The following is a 15,258-nucleotide window of genomic DNA, read 5'->3' as shown; positions in this document are numbered from 1 at the left end:
ATCGGGCAAATCAGTCGCATAACTCCGCCCGTCTCACCCGATTGAGGGGCGGCTCGCGATCGTCACGAACGTGCGGTGAGATGCGGTGGACGCTGAGGGCGCGATAGACGTACGCGCCGGAAGCGTACGGCGAAGTCGTGTGGTTCGGGCGCCGCGGTGCTGGCGCTAAGTTGGCGGGAAGTATCCCGCTGGCGACGGAGGCAACAGAGCCGTTCTCCGGGAAGAGCACGAAGTAAGCCGTAAAGCCATTGCGCAGGGAAGGCCGGAATGCTCCCGCTGCCCTGTATGCTCGTGTGCAGTTTTGTTTGCGCAAATCGCACGCGAGACCGCGGGTGCAGCAAGCACCCGGTCTTCCCTGCGCCCTTGTTCTCAGAGAGGGCAAACGAAATGCAAACCTCGGGCGCACTGCGCCGCGAGATCGCGAAGTCGTATTCGTTCGTAGCCCGCCTCACTCGCGATGAAGATGCCGAGTCGCACAAAAACAACCGGCGTCAACACGCCGGTAACTAGTTTCCTTTACGCTCTGCCAACCATAAGCCCCATGTCGTGGGCTTATGGTGAGCGAGTAGCGTGCCATGTTGCGTTTGAAGATCCTGGCCTCGGTGGTTCCGCTGGCGATTGTCGCCCTGTTCGCGCGCGGCGAGTTTTTGGCGGGGCCCAAGGCCTGCATCGAGATCGCAGGCACGTCGGTCCAGATCGCCGCCTTGTCCTGGCAGGCGCACCGGCACGTCAGCTTCACCAGCGATCCCTCCCGCGCGACGGTGCGGGTCCAGATTTCCGACAACGCGGAAGCGGCCGACTTCACCGTGATCGACGATATCGATACGACGGAGGCCGGCGCCTGCCGGAGCCACGCACCGCCGCGGCTGATCGCGATCTCCCGCAATCCTTCCGGCTCCGATCCCGTGATCTATCTTTCCCGGGACGGCCCGGCCGATTACCGGATCTTCGTGTCATCGAACAGCTTTTCGCTGCTCGATGCCGCCGCCCTGATCGTCGGCGCCCGCGGCGAGCGCCATCGCGTCGAAGCGGCGCTACTGTAAGGTTTGAGCATGGTCTTCGCGCAAGCGCATTCCGCGTTTGTCGCGAGGGAAAACCGGCTTCCACTTTTCCGGACCATGCTCGATTAACGCTTCATTTACCCTGTTCTCATCGCGGCCGTTACGCGCTGGGAGCCTCAAGCACTTTGCAACGTCGGCGCCGCATCGTCTGCCCCAGAGAAGCGGCGAAGCAGGCCGGTTCAGTTCAGGCAGCAAGCTCAGGGTCATTGGCGATGGAGCGGACTTTCCGGATCAAACTTCGCTTTCGCCGTTTCGGCCGCCGGCATCCCTGGCTGACCTTCACGGTTCGCTCCTTCATGATCTTCTCGACCGTGTTCGGCAGCGCCTATGGATTCATTGCCGGAGCCAAGACGGAAAATTCCGGCTACGACCCGCACGCCTTTGCGATCGGCGTCGCCTTCCTGTTTGCGATCGCCTGCGTCGCACTGGCCACGTTCAGCGTCCGGCTTCGCCTGATGCGCAAGAAAATGCGCAAGGTCGCGCTGCATAATGAAGCGCTGGCCGACCGGAACTGGGAATTGCAGGAAGCCGAGCAGCGCACCCGCCGCCTGTTCGAATCGCAGGGCGACCTGATCGTGCTGCGCGACGCCGAGAGCCGCATCACCTATGCCAACGATGCCTACTGCGAACTCGCGCAGATGCCGCGCGAGGCGCTGATCGGCACCGGCTTCGCGCTTGAAGTCCTCGAACAGGGCGACACCGCGCTCGAACCGAACGGCACCCGCGTTCACGACCAGCAGATCTCAGGTCCGCTCGGGCCGCGCTGGATCGCGTGGCGCGAGGGTCTCGTGCGCAACGACGCCGGGGGACCGGCGGAAATGCAGAGCGTCGGCCGCGACGTCACCGATCGCACCGAAAGCGAGCGCGCCCTGACGGAGGCTCGCGATCAGGCCGATGCGGCAAGCCGCGCCAAATCGCGCTTCCTCGCGATGGCGAGCCATGAAATCCGCACGCCGCTCAACGGCATTATCGGCATGAGCGGGCTGTTGATGGATACGCCGCTGACGCCGGAACAGACGACCTATGTCAAGGCGGTGAAGACTTCCGGCGAGGCGCTGCTCTCGCTGATCGAGGAACTGCTGGATTATTCCAAGATCGAAGCCGGCAAGATCGATCTCGAACATCGCCCGTTTGCCTTGTCGGGCATGATCGAGGACATCACCGAATTGCTGGCGCCGCGCGCGGAGGCCAAGAAAATCGAGATCGCCGCCTATGTCGATGAGCGGCTGCCGACGCACGTGATCGGCGACGCGGCGCGGTTGCGGCAGGTGCTGCTCAATCTCGCCGGCAATGCGATCAAGTTCACCTCGACCGGTGGCGTCGCGCTGATCGTCGAACCCGGCATCTGGCCCAATGAAATCAGTTTCCTGGTGCGCGACACCGGCATCGGCATCGCGCCCGAGGCGCGCGAGCGGATCTTCCGCGAGTTCGAACAGGCCGACGACAAGATCGCGCGCAGCTATGGCGGCACCGGGCTCGGCCTGAGCATCTCCGACCGCATCGTCAAGCGCATGGGCGGCCGCATCACGCTGGAGAGCCAGCCGGGCGCGGGCTCGACATTCGAAGTGTCGATCCCGCTCGCCGCCGCCGATGGCGAACAAATCTCCTTCACCGCGCCGGATCTCTCCGGCCAGTCGATCATGCTGATTTCGCCGCAGAGCATCGAGGCCTCGCTGACCGCGCGGCGGCTGCAGCGCTGGGGCGGGCAGGCCTGCATGGTATCGGACGTCGATGTCGCGGAAGCGCTGCTGCCCGAGCGGCCCTGGCACGCCGTGCTGATCGATCACGCGCTGGGGCTTTCCGATATCGAACGGCTCGGTGAGGCCGCGCGCCTGCATGCCACCCAGCGCATCGTGATGTTCACGCCGGCGACGCGGCAGGAATTGCAGCCGTCCGCCACCTCCGTCCTCACCGGCTATCTGGTCAAGCCGCTGCGCGCAGCGTCGCTCGCGGCCCGCCTGACGACTGCGCCGGAAGTTACCGCGCCGAGCCTGGAGCCAGGCATCGACACGATCGAGACGCCTGCCGCGCCCTCGGCCAGGGGCCTGTCGATCCTGGTTGCCGAGGACAATCAGATCAATGCGCTGTTGATCCGCTCGCTGCTCGGCCGCCTCGGCCATGACACCGTCATCACCACCGACGGCGCCGAGGCGCTGGAGTCCTGGCTGTCGGCGAAATCCGCAGGTACCCCCTATGACCTCGTCCTGATGGACATCCAGATGCCGCAGCTCAACGGCATCGAAACCACCAAGCGGATTCGCAGCCTCGAGGCCGGCGAGCCGGGCGGCCGGACGCCGATCCTCGCACTCACCGCCAACACGCTGGTAGAAGACCGCTACGCCTGCTTCGAAGCCGGCATGGACGGATTTTTGATCAAGCCGCTCGATCGCGAAAAACTCGCCGAGGCCCTCGCCGGACTCGTCGCGTCACGGCACATCGCGGCGTGAAGTATTGAAGGACTTGTAGGGTGGGCAAAGCGAAGCGTGCCCACCATGAGCTACAAGCAAGAAACGGTGGGCACGGCGCGTTGCGCCTTTGCCCACCCTACGAACTTCGACGGCGACTACAGCCGCCGCAGCGCGACCGTCTCGACCAGGTGGTCGGCGCGCTTTTTCAGGATCAGGGTCGCGCGCGGCCGGGTCGGCAAAATATTGTCTTCGAGATTGGCGAGGTTGGTGCGCTCCCAGATCGCGATCGCGGTCGCCGTGGCCTCCTCGTCCGAAAGCACCGCGTAGCGATGGAAGTACGATTTGGGATCGTGGAACGCGGTGTCCCGCAGCGCAAGGAAGCGCCGCACATACCATTCGCGCAGCACCGGCTCCTCGGCGTCGATATAAACCGAGAAGTCGAAGAAGTCGGACACCACGGGCACCGCCTTGCCGTCGCGCGGCAGGCGGCCGGTCTGCAGCACGTTGACGCCCTCGACGATCAGGATGTCGGGGCGATCGACCTCGATCCACTGGTTCGGCACGATGTCGTAGACCAGATGGGAATATACCGGCGCGCGCACCGGCCGGCGGCCGGCCTTGATGTCGGAGAGGAACGACAGCAGCATCGGCAGGTCGTAGCTCTCCGGAAAGCCCTTTTTCTGCATCAGCCCCTGCCGCTCCAGCACGGCATTGGGAAACAGAAAACCGTCGGTCGTCACCAGGTCCACCTTGGGCCGCGGCGACCAGCGCGCCAGGAGTGCCTGCAGCACGCGCGCGGTGGTCGATTTGCCGACCGCGACCGACCCGGCGACGCCGATGATATAGGGCACCTTGCGGTCGCGGATGCCGAGGAACTGGCGCTGCGCCTGGTAGAGGCGATGCATGGCGTCGACATAGATCGACAACAGCCGCGACAGCGGCAGGTAGATGTCCTCGACCTCCTGCATGTCGAGGCGATCGTGCATCGAACGCAGCCGCTCGAACTCACCCGGCTCCAGCGTCATCGGCGTATCGTCGCGCAACCGCGCCCACTGCTCGCGGGTGAAGATGCGGTAGGGATTGTATTGCTGTTCGGTGGTCCGGATATCCATGAACTGCCCCTTCGGCTAGTCGCGCTTGCGCGACGCCTTTTCCTCGAGCCCGGACATCGACGTCCGCTGCGCCAGCGCGGCCTCGACCTCTTCGAGCTTGATGCCGCGCGCCTTCAAAAGCACCAGCAGGTGAAACAGCAGGTCGGCGCTTTCGGCGATCAGATGGTCCCGATCGTCCTCGACGGCCGCGATCACGGTCTCGACCGCTTCCTCGCCCAGCTTCTTGGCGCAGTGCTCCGCGCCCTTGTCGAGCAGTTTGCGGGTATAGGACGCCTCGCCTCCCGATGCGGCCCGTGCATCGATGGTAGCGGCCAGATCATGGATCGTGAAACGCGACATCAACCGAACTCAACACTCGCGCCCGGCCGAAGACCAAGGCGCCGCCCCAGAGAGGGACTTAGCACTTTTGTGACGGCGAGTCGTCAGGGATCGAGCCGCATCGGCAGCCCGGCGCGCACCATGTGCTCCTTGGCTTGGCGTATGGTAAATTCGCCGAAGTGGAATATCGAGGCCGCCAGCACCGCGGTGGCGTGGCCGTGGCGGATGCCGTCGACGAGGTGGTCGAGATTGCCGACACCGCCGGAGGCGATGACCGGTACGGGGACACTGTCGGCGATGGCTTGCGTCAGCGGCAGATCGAACCCCTGCCTTGTGCCGTCGCGGTCCATCGAGGTCAGCAGGATTTCGCCGGCGCCGAGCGAGACAACTTCCTGCGCGTATTCGATGGCGTCGATCCCGGTAGAGTTGCGCCCGCCATGGGTGAAGATCTCCCAGCGCTCACCGCCGCCGGCGCGCTTGACCCGCTTGGCGTCGATCGCGACCACGATGCACTGCTCGCCGAATTTTTCGGCCGACTGCTTGACGAATTCGCGGTTGGAGACGGCCGCGGAGTTGATCGAGACCTTGTCGGCCCCGTACCGCAGCAGCGTCCTGATGTCATCGATGGTGCGCACGCCACCGCCGACCGTCAGCGGCATGAAGCAGGCCTCCGCCGTGCGGCGGACGACGTCCAGCATGGTGCCGCGATTCTCGTGAGTCGCGGTGATGTCGAGGAAGCACAATTCGTCGGCGCCGGCGGCGTCGTACGCAATCGCGGCCTCGACGGGATCGCCGGCATCGCGCAGATCGACGAAGTTGACGCCCTTGACCACCCTTCCGTCCTTGACGTCGAGACAGGGGATGACGCGAACCTTGAACATCGCAAAACTCCTAGGCCGCGGCGCGCGCGTTGCGGATCAGTGTCAGCGCGGCGGCGGGATCGAGCCGGCCGTCATAGAGCGCACGGCCGGCAATGGCGCCGGCGAGCTTTTTGGCGCGCGGCTGCAGCAGCGCCTTGACGTCCTCAATGGATGCAAACCCGCCGGACGCAATGACGGGGATAGAGATGCGCTCGGCCAGCGCAATCGTCGCATCGAGGTTAAGACCCTTCAGCAGGCCGTCGCGCGCGATGTCGGTGAAGATGATGGCGGCAACGCCGGCATCCTCGAACCGCTGCGCGATTTCGAGCGCGGTTACCTGCGAGGTCTCGGCCCAGCCTTCCACCGCGACCTTGCCATCGCGGGCGTCGAGGCCGACCGCGACACGGCCGGGAAATTTTTTCGCGGCGCTCTTCACCAATTCCGGATCGCGCACCGCAGCGGTGCCGATGATGACGCGGGCGATGCCCTTGTCGAGCCAGGCTTCGACGGTTTTGAGATCGCGAATGCCGCCGCCGAGCTGCACCGGCATGGTGACGGCCTTGAGCATCGCCTCGACCGCCAGCGCGTTCATCGGCTTGCCGGCAAAGGCGCCGTCGAGATCGACGACGTGCAGATATTCGAATCCCTGCTCGGCGAAGGACCGCGCCTGCGCCGCGGGATCGAGGTTGAATACGGTCACGCGCGCCATGTCGCCCTGTTCGAGGCGCACGCACTGGCCGTTTTTCAGGTCGACGGCGGGAAAGAGTATCACGGCTTCCACTTCAGGAAATTCGAGATCAGGGCCAGGCCGAAGCGTTGGCTCTTCTCGGGGTGAAACTGCGTGCCGATCGCGGTGTCCTTGCCCACGATCGCCGTCACCGGCCCGCCGTAATCGGCGCGCGCCAGCACGTCGGCCTCGTTGGAGGCATTGAGGTGATAGGAGTGCACGAAATAGGCATGGCGTCCCTTCGGCCCGAGCAGCAGCCGCTCCAGCACCGGGTGCTCGCGGATCATGTCGAGCGTATTCCAGCCCATGTGCGGAATTTTCAGGTTCTCCTCGCGCGGCGAAATTTTCTCGACGTCGCCTGCGATCCAGTTGAAGCCCTCGGTTACGACGTGCTCCTTGCCGCGGGTGGCCATCAACTGCATGCCGACGCAGATGCCGAAGAACGGCCGCGCCTTGACGCGTACGGCTTCCGTCATCGCTTCCAGCATGCCGTCCACCGCGTCGAGGCCGCGGCGGCAATCGGCGAAGGCGCCGACGCCGGGCAGCACGATGCGGTCAGCGCGGTACACGGCTTCGGGATCGCGCGTCACTATGACCTTCTGCGGATCTTCCATGCTCCGCGAGGCCCGCTCGAAGGCCTTTGCCGCCGAGTGAAGATTGCCCGAGCCGTAATCGACGATCGCAACGCTCATCGCGGCCCTCCCGGTTCCGGAAACAGGCCGATGATCCCGCCTTGCGGCAATGGCGGCGGCGGTTTGGAGAACGACTGGCCCGGAATGTTGCGGGTCGGCGGCGGCCCGCCGCGATCGACCGCATATTGGTCGATGGTGAGCCCGCGCTGCCGGCCGGTCCAGCGTTCGAAGAACCGGTGTTCGGCAGCTTCCTCGTCGTCGGCTACCACGATGTCGAGCAGGCGCCACTTGCGCCGCGACAGCGTCCAGCGCCGCAGGCTTGCCGCTTCGAAGCCCATCAGGATCGCAATCAGGGCGTCGACCATGAAGATCGTGCCGCGGCTGGCGCCCAGCGCCGACATCCCGAACTGGATGGCGATCATCAGAACGATCCAGCCGATCAGGGCCAGCCACAGCCGATGCCACAACAGCCAGATCGCGCTCGCAACCGCAGCCCAGAAATGGAAACCGTCACGGACAAAGACAAACTTGTCGGTCGCCGCAAGATCGGCGCCGTTGGCTACGGGAGCATGCACTGTGTAGACCGGCATCGAACCTCTCCGCCGCGAACCAAAAACGCGAACAAGAAATCAGCCGCCGAGCTGACCCTTGGTGGAAGGCACTTCGCCTGCGTTGCGGGGGTCGATCGCAACCGCGGCACGAAGCGCCCTCGCCAGACCCTTAAAACAGGATTCGGCGATATGATGGCTGTTCTCGCCATATAGGGTCTCGACGTGCAAAGTCACGCCGGCGTTAATGGTGAAGGCGTTGAACCATTCGCGCACCAGCTCGGTATCGAACTGACCGACCTTGTCGCGCGGAAAATCGACCTTGAACACCAGCACCGGCCGGCCGGAAATGTCGATCACCACACGCGACAGCGTCTCGTCCATCGGCATGTGGATCGAGGCATAGCGGGTGATGCCGGCCATGGTCCCGAGCGCCTGTTTCACGGCCTGCCCCAGCGCGATGCCGACGTCCTCGGTGGTGTGGTGGTGGTCGACATGGAGGTCGCCATCGGCCTTCACGGTGATGTCGATGCGGGAATGCCGGGCCAGCAGATCGAGCATATGGTCGAAAAAGCCGATACCGGTCGAAACCTTGGACACGCCTGACCCGTCGAGGTTCACCGCGACCTCAATGTCGGTTTCCTTGGTCTTGCGCTTGATGGACGCCGTGCGCATGAAATCTGCTTCCCTTGGGCCGCTTGGGGGCCGAAAACGCGGCCCTTTTAACAGGCGGATGTCGCCTTCGCTACTGCGGGATGACGCTTTTGGAGGCTGAACTTCGGCCTATGGTGATCAAAATCGCCGCTGAATCCCGCGATTGTAACCCTCCCCGCCAGCCCCTAAATCTGATGGGAACGAGGGCAATTCATGCAAGCATCTGAAAACAACCTGCCGATCTGGCACGGCACCACGATTTTGACGGTTCGCAAGGGCGGCAAGGTGGTAATCGGTGGCGACGGCCAGGTCTCGATCGGCCAGACTGTCATCAAGGCCAATGCCAAAAAGGTCCGCAAAATCGGCAAGGGCGACGTCATCGGCGGCTTTGCCGGGGCAACTGCCGACGCCTTTACCCTGTTCGAGCGGCTGGAAAACAAGCTCGAGCAGTATCCGGGGCAATTGACCCGGGCGGCGGTCGAGCTCGCCAAGGACTGGCGGACCGACCGCTATCTGCGCCGGCTGGAGGCGATGATGATCGTTGCCGACAGGGACGTTTCGCTGGTCCTGACCGGCACCGGCGACGTGCTGGAGCCGGAAGCGGGCGTGATGGCGATCGGCTCCGGCGGCAATTACGCCCTGGCAGCAGCCCGGGCGCTGGTCGACACCGACAAGGATGCCGAGACCATCGTGCGCCGCGCGCTCGATATCGCCGCCGACATCTGCGTCTACACCAACCGCAACGTCACGATCGAAACGCTCTGAGAAAGCTCGTCGATCATGGCGACGGATTATGCCTTCCGCCCAATGACTACAGCCGACCTGCCGCTGATCCGGCAATGGCTCGCACGGCCCCACGTCCGGGAATGGTGGGGCGATCCGTCCGAGCAATATGATCTGGTCAGCGGCGACCTCGATGAACCCGCGATGGATCAGTTCATCGTCTCGGCGGGAAGCCGCGATTTCGCCTATCTGCAGTGCTACGACCTGACCGCGTGGAATTCGGGCTTTGGCGAACATCCGTGCGGCACCCGCGGCATCGACCTGTTCGTCGGCGAGCCCGACATGATCGAGCGCGGCCATGGTTCGGCGCTCATTCGTGCCTTCGTCGACGAGCGCCTGCGGAATGGCGCGCCGCGCATTGTCACCGATCCCGATCCGGCCAATGCCCGTGCTATTCGCGCTTATCAGAAAGCGGGCTTTGAAAAGTCTGGTATGGTCGATACGCCCGATGGCCCCGCCCTCTTGATGGTCCGCAACCCATGACCTCCACCAGCAGTATCGACAAGGCGCCGGTTACCCGCACGCTTTCAGGCTGGCACTGGCTGTCGATCGCGGCCGGTATCCTCGCCGCTCAGGCTGCGATCCTGTATGGGATGGGGCGCCTGCCGATCTGCGCCTGCGGTTATGTCAAGCTCTGGCACGGCGTGGTGCAGAGTTCGGAAAATTCGCAGCACATCGTCGACTGGTATACGCTGTCGCACATCCTGCACGGCATCCTGTTTTATGGCGCAGCCTTCCTCGCCTTCCCTCGCCTCGGCTGGCAGGGCCGCCTGATTCTTGCCATGCTGGTGGAGGGCGGCTGGGAACTGGTCGAGAATTCCGACTGGATCATCAATCGTTACCGTGCGGGAACGATCTCGCTGGATTATTTCGGCGATACCATCGTCAATTCGATCTCCGACTCGGTCGCGATGATCGGGGGCTTCCTGCTGGCAAAAAAGCTTCCGGTGGCCGTCACCGTGGCGCTTGCACTGCTGTTCGAGCTCGTGATGGCGCTCCACATTCGCGACAATCTGACGCTCAACATTATCATGCTGATTCACCCCCTCGAGGCAATCAAGCTATGGCAGGGCGGGCCGCCGATCATCTAACGGCTCCGTCCCCGGCTTGCTCTCGCAACATTGGACGCCTACCTAGGACACATGACCGACTTTTCTCCCCGTGAAATCGTCTCTGAACTCGACCGCTTCATTGTCGGCCAGGCCGACGCCAAGCGCGCGGTATCGATTGCGCTGCGCAACCGCTGGCGGCGGCTGCAGCTCACCGGCTCGCTTCGCGAAGAGGTGCTGCCGAAGAACATCCTGATGATCGGGCCGACCGGCGTCGGCAAGACCGAGATCGCGCGGCGGCTGGCGAAGCTCGCCGGAGCACCCTTCATCAAGGTCGAAGCCACCAAATTCACCGAGGTCGGCTATGTCGGCCGCGACGTCGAGCAGATCATCCGCGACCTCGTCGAGGTGGCGATCATCCAGGTCCGCGAGCGCAAGCGCAAGGACGTGCAGGCCCGCGCGCAGCTCGCCGCTGAGGAGCGCGTGCTGGACGCGCTGGTCGGACCCGCGTCGAGCCCGGCGACCCGCGATTCCTTCCGCAAGAAGCTGCGCGCCGGCGAACTCAACGACAAGGAAATCGAGATCGAGACACAATCCTCCGGCGGCATGCCGATGTTCGAGATCCCGGGCATGCCCGGCGCGCAGATGGGCGCGATTTCGATCGGCGACATCTTCGGCAAGCTCGGCGGGCGGACCAAGACCCGCCGCCTGACGGTCGAGGGCTCGCACGAAATCCTGGTCAACGAGGAATCCGACAAGCTGCTCGACAATGATCAGCTCGTGCTGGAAGCGATCGCGGCGGTCGAGAACAACGGCATCGTGTTCCTCGACGAGATCGACAAGATCTGCGTGCGCGAAAACCGCCTCGGCGGCGACGTCTCACGCGAGGGCGTGCAGCGCGACCTGCTGCCGCTGATCGAAGGCACCACCGTCACGACCAAGCACGGGGCGGTGAAGACCGACCACGTCCTGTTCATCGCTTCGGGCGCGTTTCATATCGCAAAACCCTCGGACCTGCTGCCGGAACTGCAGGGCCGCCTGCCGATCCGCGTCGAGCTGGAAGCGCTGACCCGCGACGACATGCGGCGCATCCTGACCGAGCCGGAGGCGTCGCTGATCAAGCAATACGTCGCGCTGATGCACACCGAAGGCGTGACGCTCGATATCACCGACGGCGCCATCGACGCGCTGGCCGACATCGCCGTCGCTGTCAATTCGACGGTCGAGAACATCGGCGCGCGGCGGCTGCAGACGGTGATGGAGCGCGTGCTCGACGAGATTTCGTTTGCCGCGCCGGACCGTCATGGCGAGACCATCAAGGTCGATGCCGATTACGTGCAGACGCATGTCGGCGACCTCGCCAAGAACGCGGATTTGAGCCGGTTCATTTTGTAGGAAAACGGCTCCCATCTCTCGTCGTCCCTGCGGAAAGCAGGGACCCATAGCCACAACAAATGTTCGTTGTGTACTTTCGCTGGGGCCGCTATCCCGTTTGTGACGCTGGCCTGTGGTTATGGGTCCGGGCTCGCGCTATCGCTTGGCCGGGACGACGATGGATGAGCCGACGGAACATCGACGCTGGCGTTGTATCGCTCGTGGCAGTGGGCGCGCTTTTCGTCGCCGCGCAATTCAACGGCACCGTGCCGGAGGCGGAGTTTGTCGCGCATCTGCACAGCCGGATGGCCGACCCGTCACAAGCGAAGCTGCTGAGCTTTGGCTATATCTGGTACCAGCCGCTCTCGAAGGAATTTTGGGATACCTGGCAACGCCTGCCGCACAACCTGCTCGGCGCGCCGGTGTTTGCGCTCCTGATCTGGCTGCACGCGCCGCTCTGGCGGTATCTTCGCAACTTGAGCGCCGCGCTTTCAGTTGACGCCCACCGCCGCGATCGTCATCGTCAGCCTCGGCTATCTCGTGATGTTGCGATCGTATTCGATTATTCCAGATGGATCTCGAACTGGGCGGTGTGTCTGTTCTTGATCCTGCACGCGGTGAAGATGCTTCCGGCTTCGAAGGACACGCCGCCAATCTCGGCGGATAATCGCGGGACGATCATGTTCGGCTGGATTGTCACCCTGATCCCGCGCGTCGGGATCGCGCGTCCGTTTTAGATTCGCGCCCGCCGCACCCGCACATACAAGGCGCCCTCGCCGCCGTGGCCGATATGGGCTTCCTCGAAGCCGACCACCAGCGAACGGAATTCCGGCAGGGCGAGCCATTGCGGCACCTGGCGGCGCAACACACCGCGTTCGGACTCACTACCCACCTTGCCCTTGCCGGTGATGATGAGCACAAAAGTCAGCCCGTCATGATGGGCTCGCTGCAGGAAGCCAAACAGCGCGCGATGCGCCCTTGTCTGCGTCATGCCGTGCAGGTCGAGCCGGGCGTCGATCTCCTTGCGGCCGCGCGACAGATGCGACCGCTCGCGGCGGCCGATCGGCGCCAGAGGCGGCGGTTCTGGTTTTGAAGGAGCTACGTTTCGCGCCGGCGCGACGTGTCTTGGCGAAGCGGCGGGTTTCGGCGCGACTTTGCTACCGGTTTCTGTCGAGACGGCCGACAGTTTCGAGGTACGTTGCCGCTTGCGCAACGGCTTGACCTGCTTGGCGACGCTCTCCCATAGCGCGCGATCCTCCTCGCTCAGGCCGCGCTGGCGTCGCGGCGGCTCCGGCAATTCGGGAATCAAACTCGGCGGCCGGCGCTTCATCGACGATGGCGATATCGGCGCAAATGACGCTGATGCGGCTTTGCGGAGACCGCTTCAACCTTCGGCCGCGGCTCCGGCAGTGGCACCGGCTTTGCCACGGCAGCAGCCTGGATGGCCGGAGTTTGCGCAGGCACCGCTGCCGGCATCGGCGGTGTTGCCTGGGCGGCGGGCCTGGTCGCCGAGGTGACCTCGGGCGGCTTCGCAGCGTTCTGTTCCCTTGAGGGGTCTTTCAACGGCGCGGTTTGAGGGAACAGTTTTGCGATCTTCTCCGATGGCCGCTCGTCCGGCACCGGCATCTTGCGGCCGCGCGCCAGCGGATCGAGGCTCTTCGGCACCAGAATGACGAAGCGCGCATTGTGGCGGAGGCGGCCGGCGACCTTGCCGGCTTCGAGACCGGCGCCGAAATAGAGATCGGCGCGTGCGGGACCGACGATGGCCGAACCGGTGTCCTGCGCAATCATCAGACGGCGAAACGGCGTCTTCGATAGCTCCGATTCGATCGGCAGCTCGCCTTCGATGAAGAACGGCGTGCCATAGACATGCAGCGATTTGTCGACCGCGATCGAGCGGCCCGGCGTCAACGGCACGCCCTGGGCGCCGACCGCCTCGTCCTTGTCGGAAAGCTGTACCTCGCGGAAGAAGACATAGGACTTGTTCTGCCGCCGCAGCTCGTCGGCCTCGTTAGGGTTCTGCTCCATCCACTCCCGAATCTTCTGCATCGACATCTGATCCTTGGGGATGATGTTGCGTTCGATCAGGATGCGGCCGACCGCCGTATAAGGATAGCCGTTATGGGCATCGTAGTTGATGCGAACGGTCGAGCCGTCGTCGAGGCTGACCCGCGCCGAACCCTGGATCTGCGAGAACAGCAGGTCGGTCTGTTCCTTGAGCCAGCAGATTTCGAGCCCGCGGCCGGCAATCGCGCCGTCCTCGATCTCGGCCCGATCGTAATAGGGCACCAGCTTGCGGCGGCCGATCTTGCGGAACACCTGGCCCTTGTTCGGCAAGCCGGCCGAACCCTGTGTGGTGCCGCGGACGAACAGATTGGACGGCCGACGATAGACCGGCACCTTGTAGACCTCGTTCTCCGTCTTTGAGCCGTCGACGACGGGCTCGTAATAGCCGGTGACAAAGCCCTCGCCTTCGCCAAGCCGCGAAATGCGCAAGGGGAGAAAATGCTCCTCGAAGAACGCCTTCGCTTTGGCGCCGTCGGTTAATTCGAGACCCCTGGCGGTGCGGCAGGGATCGCGCAGCGACGTGCCGAGCGCCTTCGGATCGGCAGGCGGCTTTACCTGCGCCGATATCGGCTTGCAGCTTACGCGAAACGCCTTGTAGGCGGAGAGATGATCGTCCTCGCTCCAGCCCGCGATCTCCGACCAGGCGAGCGGCGCATACTGGCCGCCATTGATTTGGAGCGGCAGTTCAAGCTGCGGATATGGAAGGTGACGGGCGGGCGGCGGAAGCGCCTGCCTGGGCGCGCGCGAATGGCGCGCGGCGAAAGCATCCAGCGGAACGATCGACAACGCAAAAGCGATCACGCCAAGCGCGAGCCCGGCGAGGCTTCGCGCGTCAGCCCGCGCTTCCGGTGCCAACCAGCTTCCAGTTCGGATCGCGAGAACTCGTGTCGCGGGCGAATGTCCAGACATCGGTGATATCGGCGACCTTATCGGGGTTGCCATCGACAATGGCGCCGGTCTTGTCGCGGGTGACCGAGATCATTTGCGACACGAAGCGAACCGTCAGTTGCGCCGCGCGGTCGCGGGCGTCCGCACCCACCAGCTCGGCCTTGTCGATCGAAACAAACCGCGTTTCGGTTTTCTGCTCGTGCTTCTCGCGATCCTTGATCACGGCCTCGAAGCTGTCATAGACCTCGCTGGACAGGAGATCCTTCAGCGCGCGGCGGTCGCCATTGGCGAAGGCCAGCACGATCATCTCATAGGCGCTGCGGGCGCCGGAGATGAAGTGACGCGGGTCGAACGAGGAGTCCTGGGCCGCAATGGCGTCGAGGCCGGCGGCGAGCGGCGTGCCCGGTTCGGCAACACCCTTCCAGCGGTCGGCCGGTGCTACGTCGGCGCTCGGCGCCAGCGGCGCCTGATCGATCACCGTACCCGGTATCGGAACGACGTTGTTGTCCTGCGTCCGCTGCACGACGTTGGGCGCGGCGCGATCGTAGGGCGGCCGTTCGCTTCCGGTGCGCTGTCCGAGGACGCTGCGCAGGCGCAGGAAGATAAAGACCGCCAGCGCCAGGAAGATGATGGTGTAAATATCCACGTCGTATTCGCTTTCTGGTTCTAACGCCGGCAACGGGCCCGGCGGTCGAGCGTTCCCTGGTGAGAAGCTCTCTTACGCGTTTTCCCTGAGAACGGCAGAGATTGCATCACCGATCAGACTGCAGCATGTAG

General features: G+C 64.2%; 16 protein-coding genes and 1 pseudogene. 7 read left to right on the top strand and 10 right to left on the bottom strand.

What is annotated here, in order from left to right; genetic code table 11:
• The first annotated feature begins 575 nt into the window (after positions 1–575).
• Positions 576–1,043, top strand: a complete 468-nt coding sequence (locus V1288_RS11795; protein WP_334357201.1) for a hypothetical protein — start codon at positions 576–578, stop codon at positions 1,041–1,043.
• Positions 1,044–1,273: 230 nt separating this feature from the next.
• Complete coding sequence (locus V1288_RS11790) at positions 1,274–3,508, top strand: PAS domain-containing hybrid sensor histidine kinase/response regulator (RefSeq protein WP_334357200.1); 2,235 nt, start codon at positions 1,274–1,276, stop codon at positions 3,506–3,508.
• Positions 3,509–3,624: 116 nt separating this feature from the next.
• Here the strand turns inward: V1288_RS11790 and coaA are convergent, their stop codons facing one another.
• From coaA to hisB, 7 genes are all read right to left on the bottom strand, one after another.
• Entirely contained in the window at positions 3,625–4,581 is a 957-nt protein-coding gene (gene coaA / locus V1288_RS11785; RefSeq protein ID WP_334357199.1) for a type I pantothenate kinase, read from the bottom strand.
• 15 nt (positions 4,582–4,596) lie between these two features.
• Entirely contained in the window at positions 4,597–4,920 is a 324-nt protein-coding gene (locus V1288_RS11780; protein ID WP_334357198.1) for a phosphoribosyl-ATP diphosphatase, read from the bottom strand.
• Between the two features lie 83 nt (positions 4,921–5,003).
• The gene (hisF, locus tag V1288_RS11775; protein ID WP_334357197.1) at positions 5,004–5,780 is read right to left on the bottom strand and encodes an imidazole glycerol phosphate synthase subunit HisF; all 777 of its coding nucleotides are present in this window, start codon (positions 5,778–5,780) and stop codon (positions 5,004–5,006) included.
• A gap of 10 nt (positions 5,781–5,790) precedes the next feature.
• Positions 5,791–6,540 (bottom strand): 1-(5-phosphoribosyl)-5-[(5-phosphoribosylamino)methylideneamino]imidazole-4-carboxamide isomerase, encoded by a 750-nt coding sequence (gene hisA / locus V1288_RS11770; protein ID WP_334357196.1) that lies wholly within the window; start codon positions 6,538–6,540, stop codon positions 5,791–5,793.
• Positions 6,528–7,178: an imidazole glycerol phosphate synthase subunit HisH gene (hisH, locus tag V1288_RS11765; RefSeq protein WP_334357195.1), complete on the bottom strand. Its 651-nt coding sequence runs from the start codon at positions 7,176–7,178 to the stop codon at positions 6,528–6,530. The genes hisA and hisH overlap by 13 nt, the downstream gene beginning before the upstream one ends.
• A complete protein-coding gene (locus tag V1288_RS11760) occupies positions 7,175–7,708 on the bottom strand; it encodes a DUF2628 domain-containing protein (protein ID WP_334357194.1) in 534 nt (177 codons plus the stop codon). The genes hisH and V1288_RS11760 overlap by 4 nt, the downstream gene beginning before the upstream one ends.
• A gap of 39 nt (positions 7,709–7,747) precedes the next feature.
• Complete coding sequence (gene hisB, locus V1288_RS11755; RefSeq protein WP_334357193.1) at positions 7,748–8,341, bottom strand: imidazoleglycerol-phosphate dehydratase HisB; 594 nt, start codon at positions 8,339–8,341, stop codon at positions 7,748–7,750.
• Between the two features lie 192 nt (positions 8,342–8,533).
• Between hisB and hslV the strand changes: the two genes are divergently transcribed.
• The 5 genes and pseudogenes from hslV to V1288_RS11730 all read left to right on the top strand — a co-directional run.
• On the top strand, positions 8,534–9,085 hold the full coding sequence (gene hslV, locus V1288_RS11750; protein ID WP_334357192.1) for an ATP-dependent protease subunit HslV: 552 nt from the start codon (positions 8,534–8,536) through the stop codon (positions 9,083–9,085).
• A gap of 15 nt (positions 9,086–9,100) precedes the next feature.
• Complete coding sequence (locus V1288_RS11745) at positions 9,101–9,586, top strand: GNAT family N-acetyltransferase (RefSeq protein ID WP_334357191.1); 486 nt, start codon at positions 9,101–9,103, stop codon at positions 9,584–9,586.
• Entirely contained in the window at positions 9,583–10,194 is a 612-nt protein-coding gene (locus V1288_RS11740) for a DUF2585 domain-containing protein (protein WP_334357190.1), read from the top strand. Before V1288_RS11745 ends, V1288_RS11740 begins: the two co-directional genes overlap by 4 nt.
• A gap of 51 nt (positions 10,195–10,245) precedes the next feature.
• Positions 10,246–11,547 carry an ATP-dependent protease ATPase subunit HslU gene (gene hslU / locus V1288_RS11735; RefSeq protein WP_334357189.1) on the top strand — a complete coding sequence of 434 codons (1,302 nt, stop codon included), beginning with the start codon at positions 10,246–10,248 and terminating at the stop codon, positions 11,545–11,547.
• Between the two features lie 164 nt (positions 11,548–11,711).
• A pseudogene (locus V1288_RS11730) lies at positions 11,712–12,263 on the top strand (hypothetical protein); the annotation flags it as partial.
• Here the strand turns inward: V1288_RS11730 and V1288_RS11725 are convergent.
• The 3 genes from V1288_RS11725 to V1288_RS11715 are packed head-to-tail and all read right to left on the bottom strand — an operon-like array spanning position 12,260 to position 15,127.
• The gene (locus V1288_RS11725) at positions 12,260–12,856 is read right to left on the bottom strand and encodes a Smr/MutS family protein (RefSeq protein WP_334357187.1); all 597 of its coding nucleotides are present in this window, start codon (positions 12,854–12,856) and stop codon (positions 12,260–12,262) included. The pseudogene V1288_RS11730 and the gene V1288_RS11725 overlap by 4 nt on opposite strands.
• On the bottom strand, positions 12,853–14,448 hold the full coding sequence (locus V1288_RS11720; RefSeq protein WP_334357186.1) for a murein transglycosylase A: 1,596 nt from the start codon (positions 14,446–14,448) through the stop codon (positions 12,853–12,855). Before V1288_RS11720 ends, V1288_RS11725 begins: the two co-directional genes overlap by 4 nt.
• On the bottom strand, positions 14,426–15,127 hold the full coding sequence (locus V1288_RS11715) for a Tim44/TimA family putative adaptor protein (protein ID WP_334357185.1): 702 nt from the start codon (positions 15,125–15,127) through the stop codon (positions 14,426–14,428). The genes V1288_RS11720 and V1288_RS11715 overlap by 23 nt, the downstream gene beginning before the upstream one ends.
• Positions 15,128–15,258 lie beyond the last annotated feature (131 nt).

The sequence above is a fragment of the Bradyrhizobium sp. AZCC 2176 genome (assembly GCF_036924645.1).
In the GTDB taxonomy this organism is placed as follows: domain Bacteria; phylum Pseudomonadota; class Alphaproteobacteria; order Rhizobiales; family Xanthobacteraceae; genus Bradyrhizobium.
This window is presented reverse-complemented; position numbering and strand designations above follow the sequence as displayed.

Excerpts from the sequence above, each read along its gene's own strand:
- V1288_RS11795 (WP_334357201.1), top strand. The coding sequence starts at position 576 with ATGTTGCGTTTGAAGATCCTGGCCTCGGTGGTTCCGCTGGCGATTGTC.
- V1288_RS11790 (WP_334357200.1), top strand. The coding sequence starts at position 1,274 with ATGGAGCGGACTTTCCGGATCAAACTTCGCTTTCGCCGTTTCGGCCGC.
- coaA (WP_334357199.1), bottom strand. The coding sequence starts at position 4,581 with ATGGATATCCGGACCACCGAACAGCAATACAATCCCTACCGCATCTTC.
- V1288_RS11780 (WP_334357198.1), bottom strand. The coding sequence starts at position 4,920 with ATGTCGCGTTTCACGATCCATGATCTGGCCGCTACCATCGATGCACGG.
- hisF (WP_334357197.1), bottom strand. The coding sequence starts at position 5,780 with ATGTTCAAGGTTCGCGTCATCCCCTGTCTCGACGTCAAGGACGGAAGG.
- hisH (WP_334357195.1), bottom strand. The coding sequence starts at position 7,178 with ATGAGCGTTGCGATCGTCGATTACGGCTCGGGCAATCTTCACTCGGCG.
- V1288_RS11760 (WP_334357194.1), bottom strand. The coding sequence starts at position 7,708 with ATGCCGGTCTACACAGTGCATGCTCCCGTAGCCAACGGCGCCGATCTT.
- hisB (WP_334357193.1), bottom strand. The coding sequence starts at position 8,341 with ATGCGCACGGCGTCCATCAAGCGCAAGACCAAGGAAACCGACATTGAG.
- hslV (WP_334357192.1), top strand. The coding sequence starts at position 8,534 with ATGCAAGCATCTGAAAACAACCTGCCGATCTGGCACGGCACCACGATT.
- V1288_RS11745 (WP_334357191.1), top strand. The coding sequence starts at position 9,101 with ATGGCGACGGATTATGCCTTCCGCCCAATGACTACAGCCGACCTGCCG.
- V1288_RS11740 (WP_334357190.1), top strand. The coding sequence starts at position 9,583 with ATGACCTCCACCAGCAGTATCGACAAGGCGCCGGTTACCCGCACGCTT.
- hslU (WP_334357189.1), top strand. The coding sequence starts at position 10,246 with ATGACCGACTTTTCTCCCCGTGAAATCGTCTCTGAACTCGACCGCTTC.
- V1288_RS11725 (WP_334357187.1), bottom strand. The coding sequence starts at position 12,856 with ATGAAGCGCCGGCCGCCGAGTTTGATTCCCGAATTGCCGGAGCCGCCG.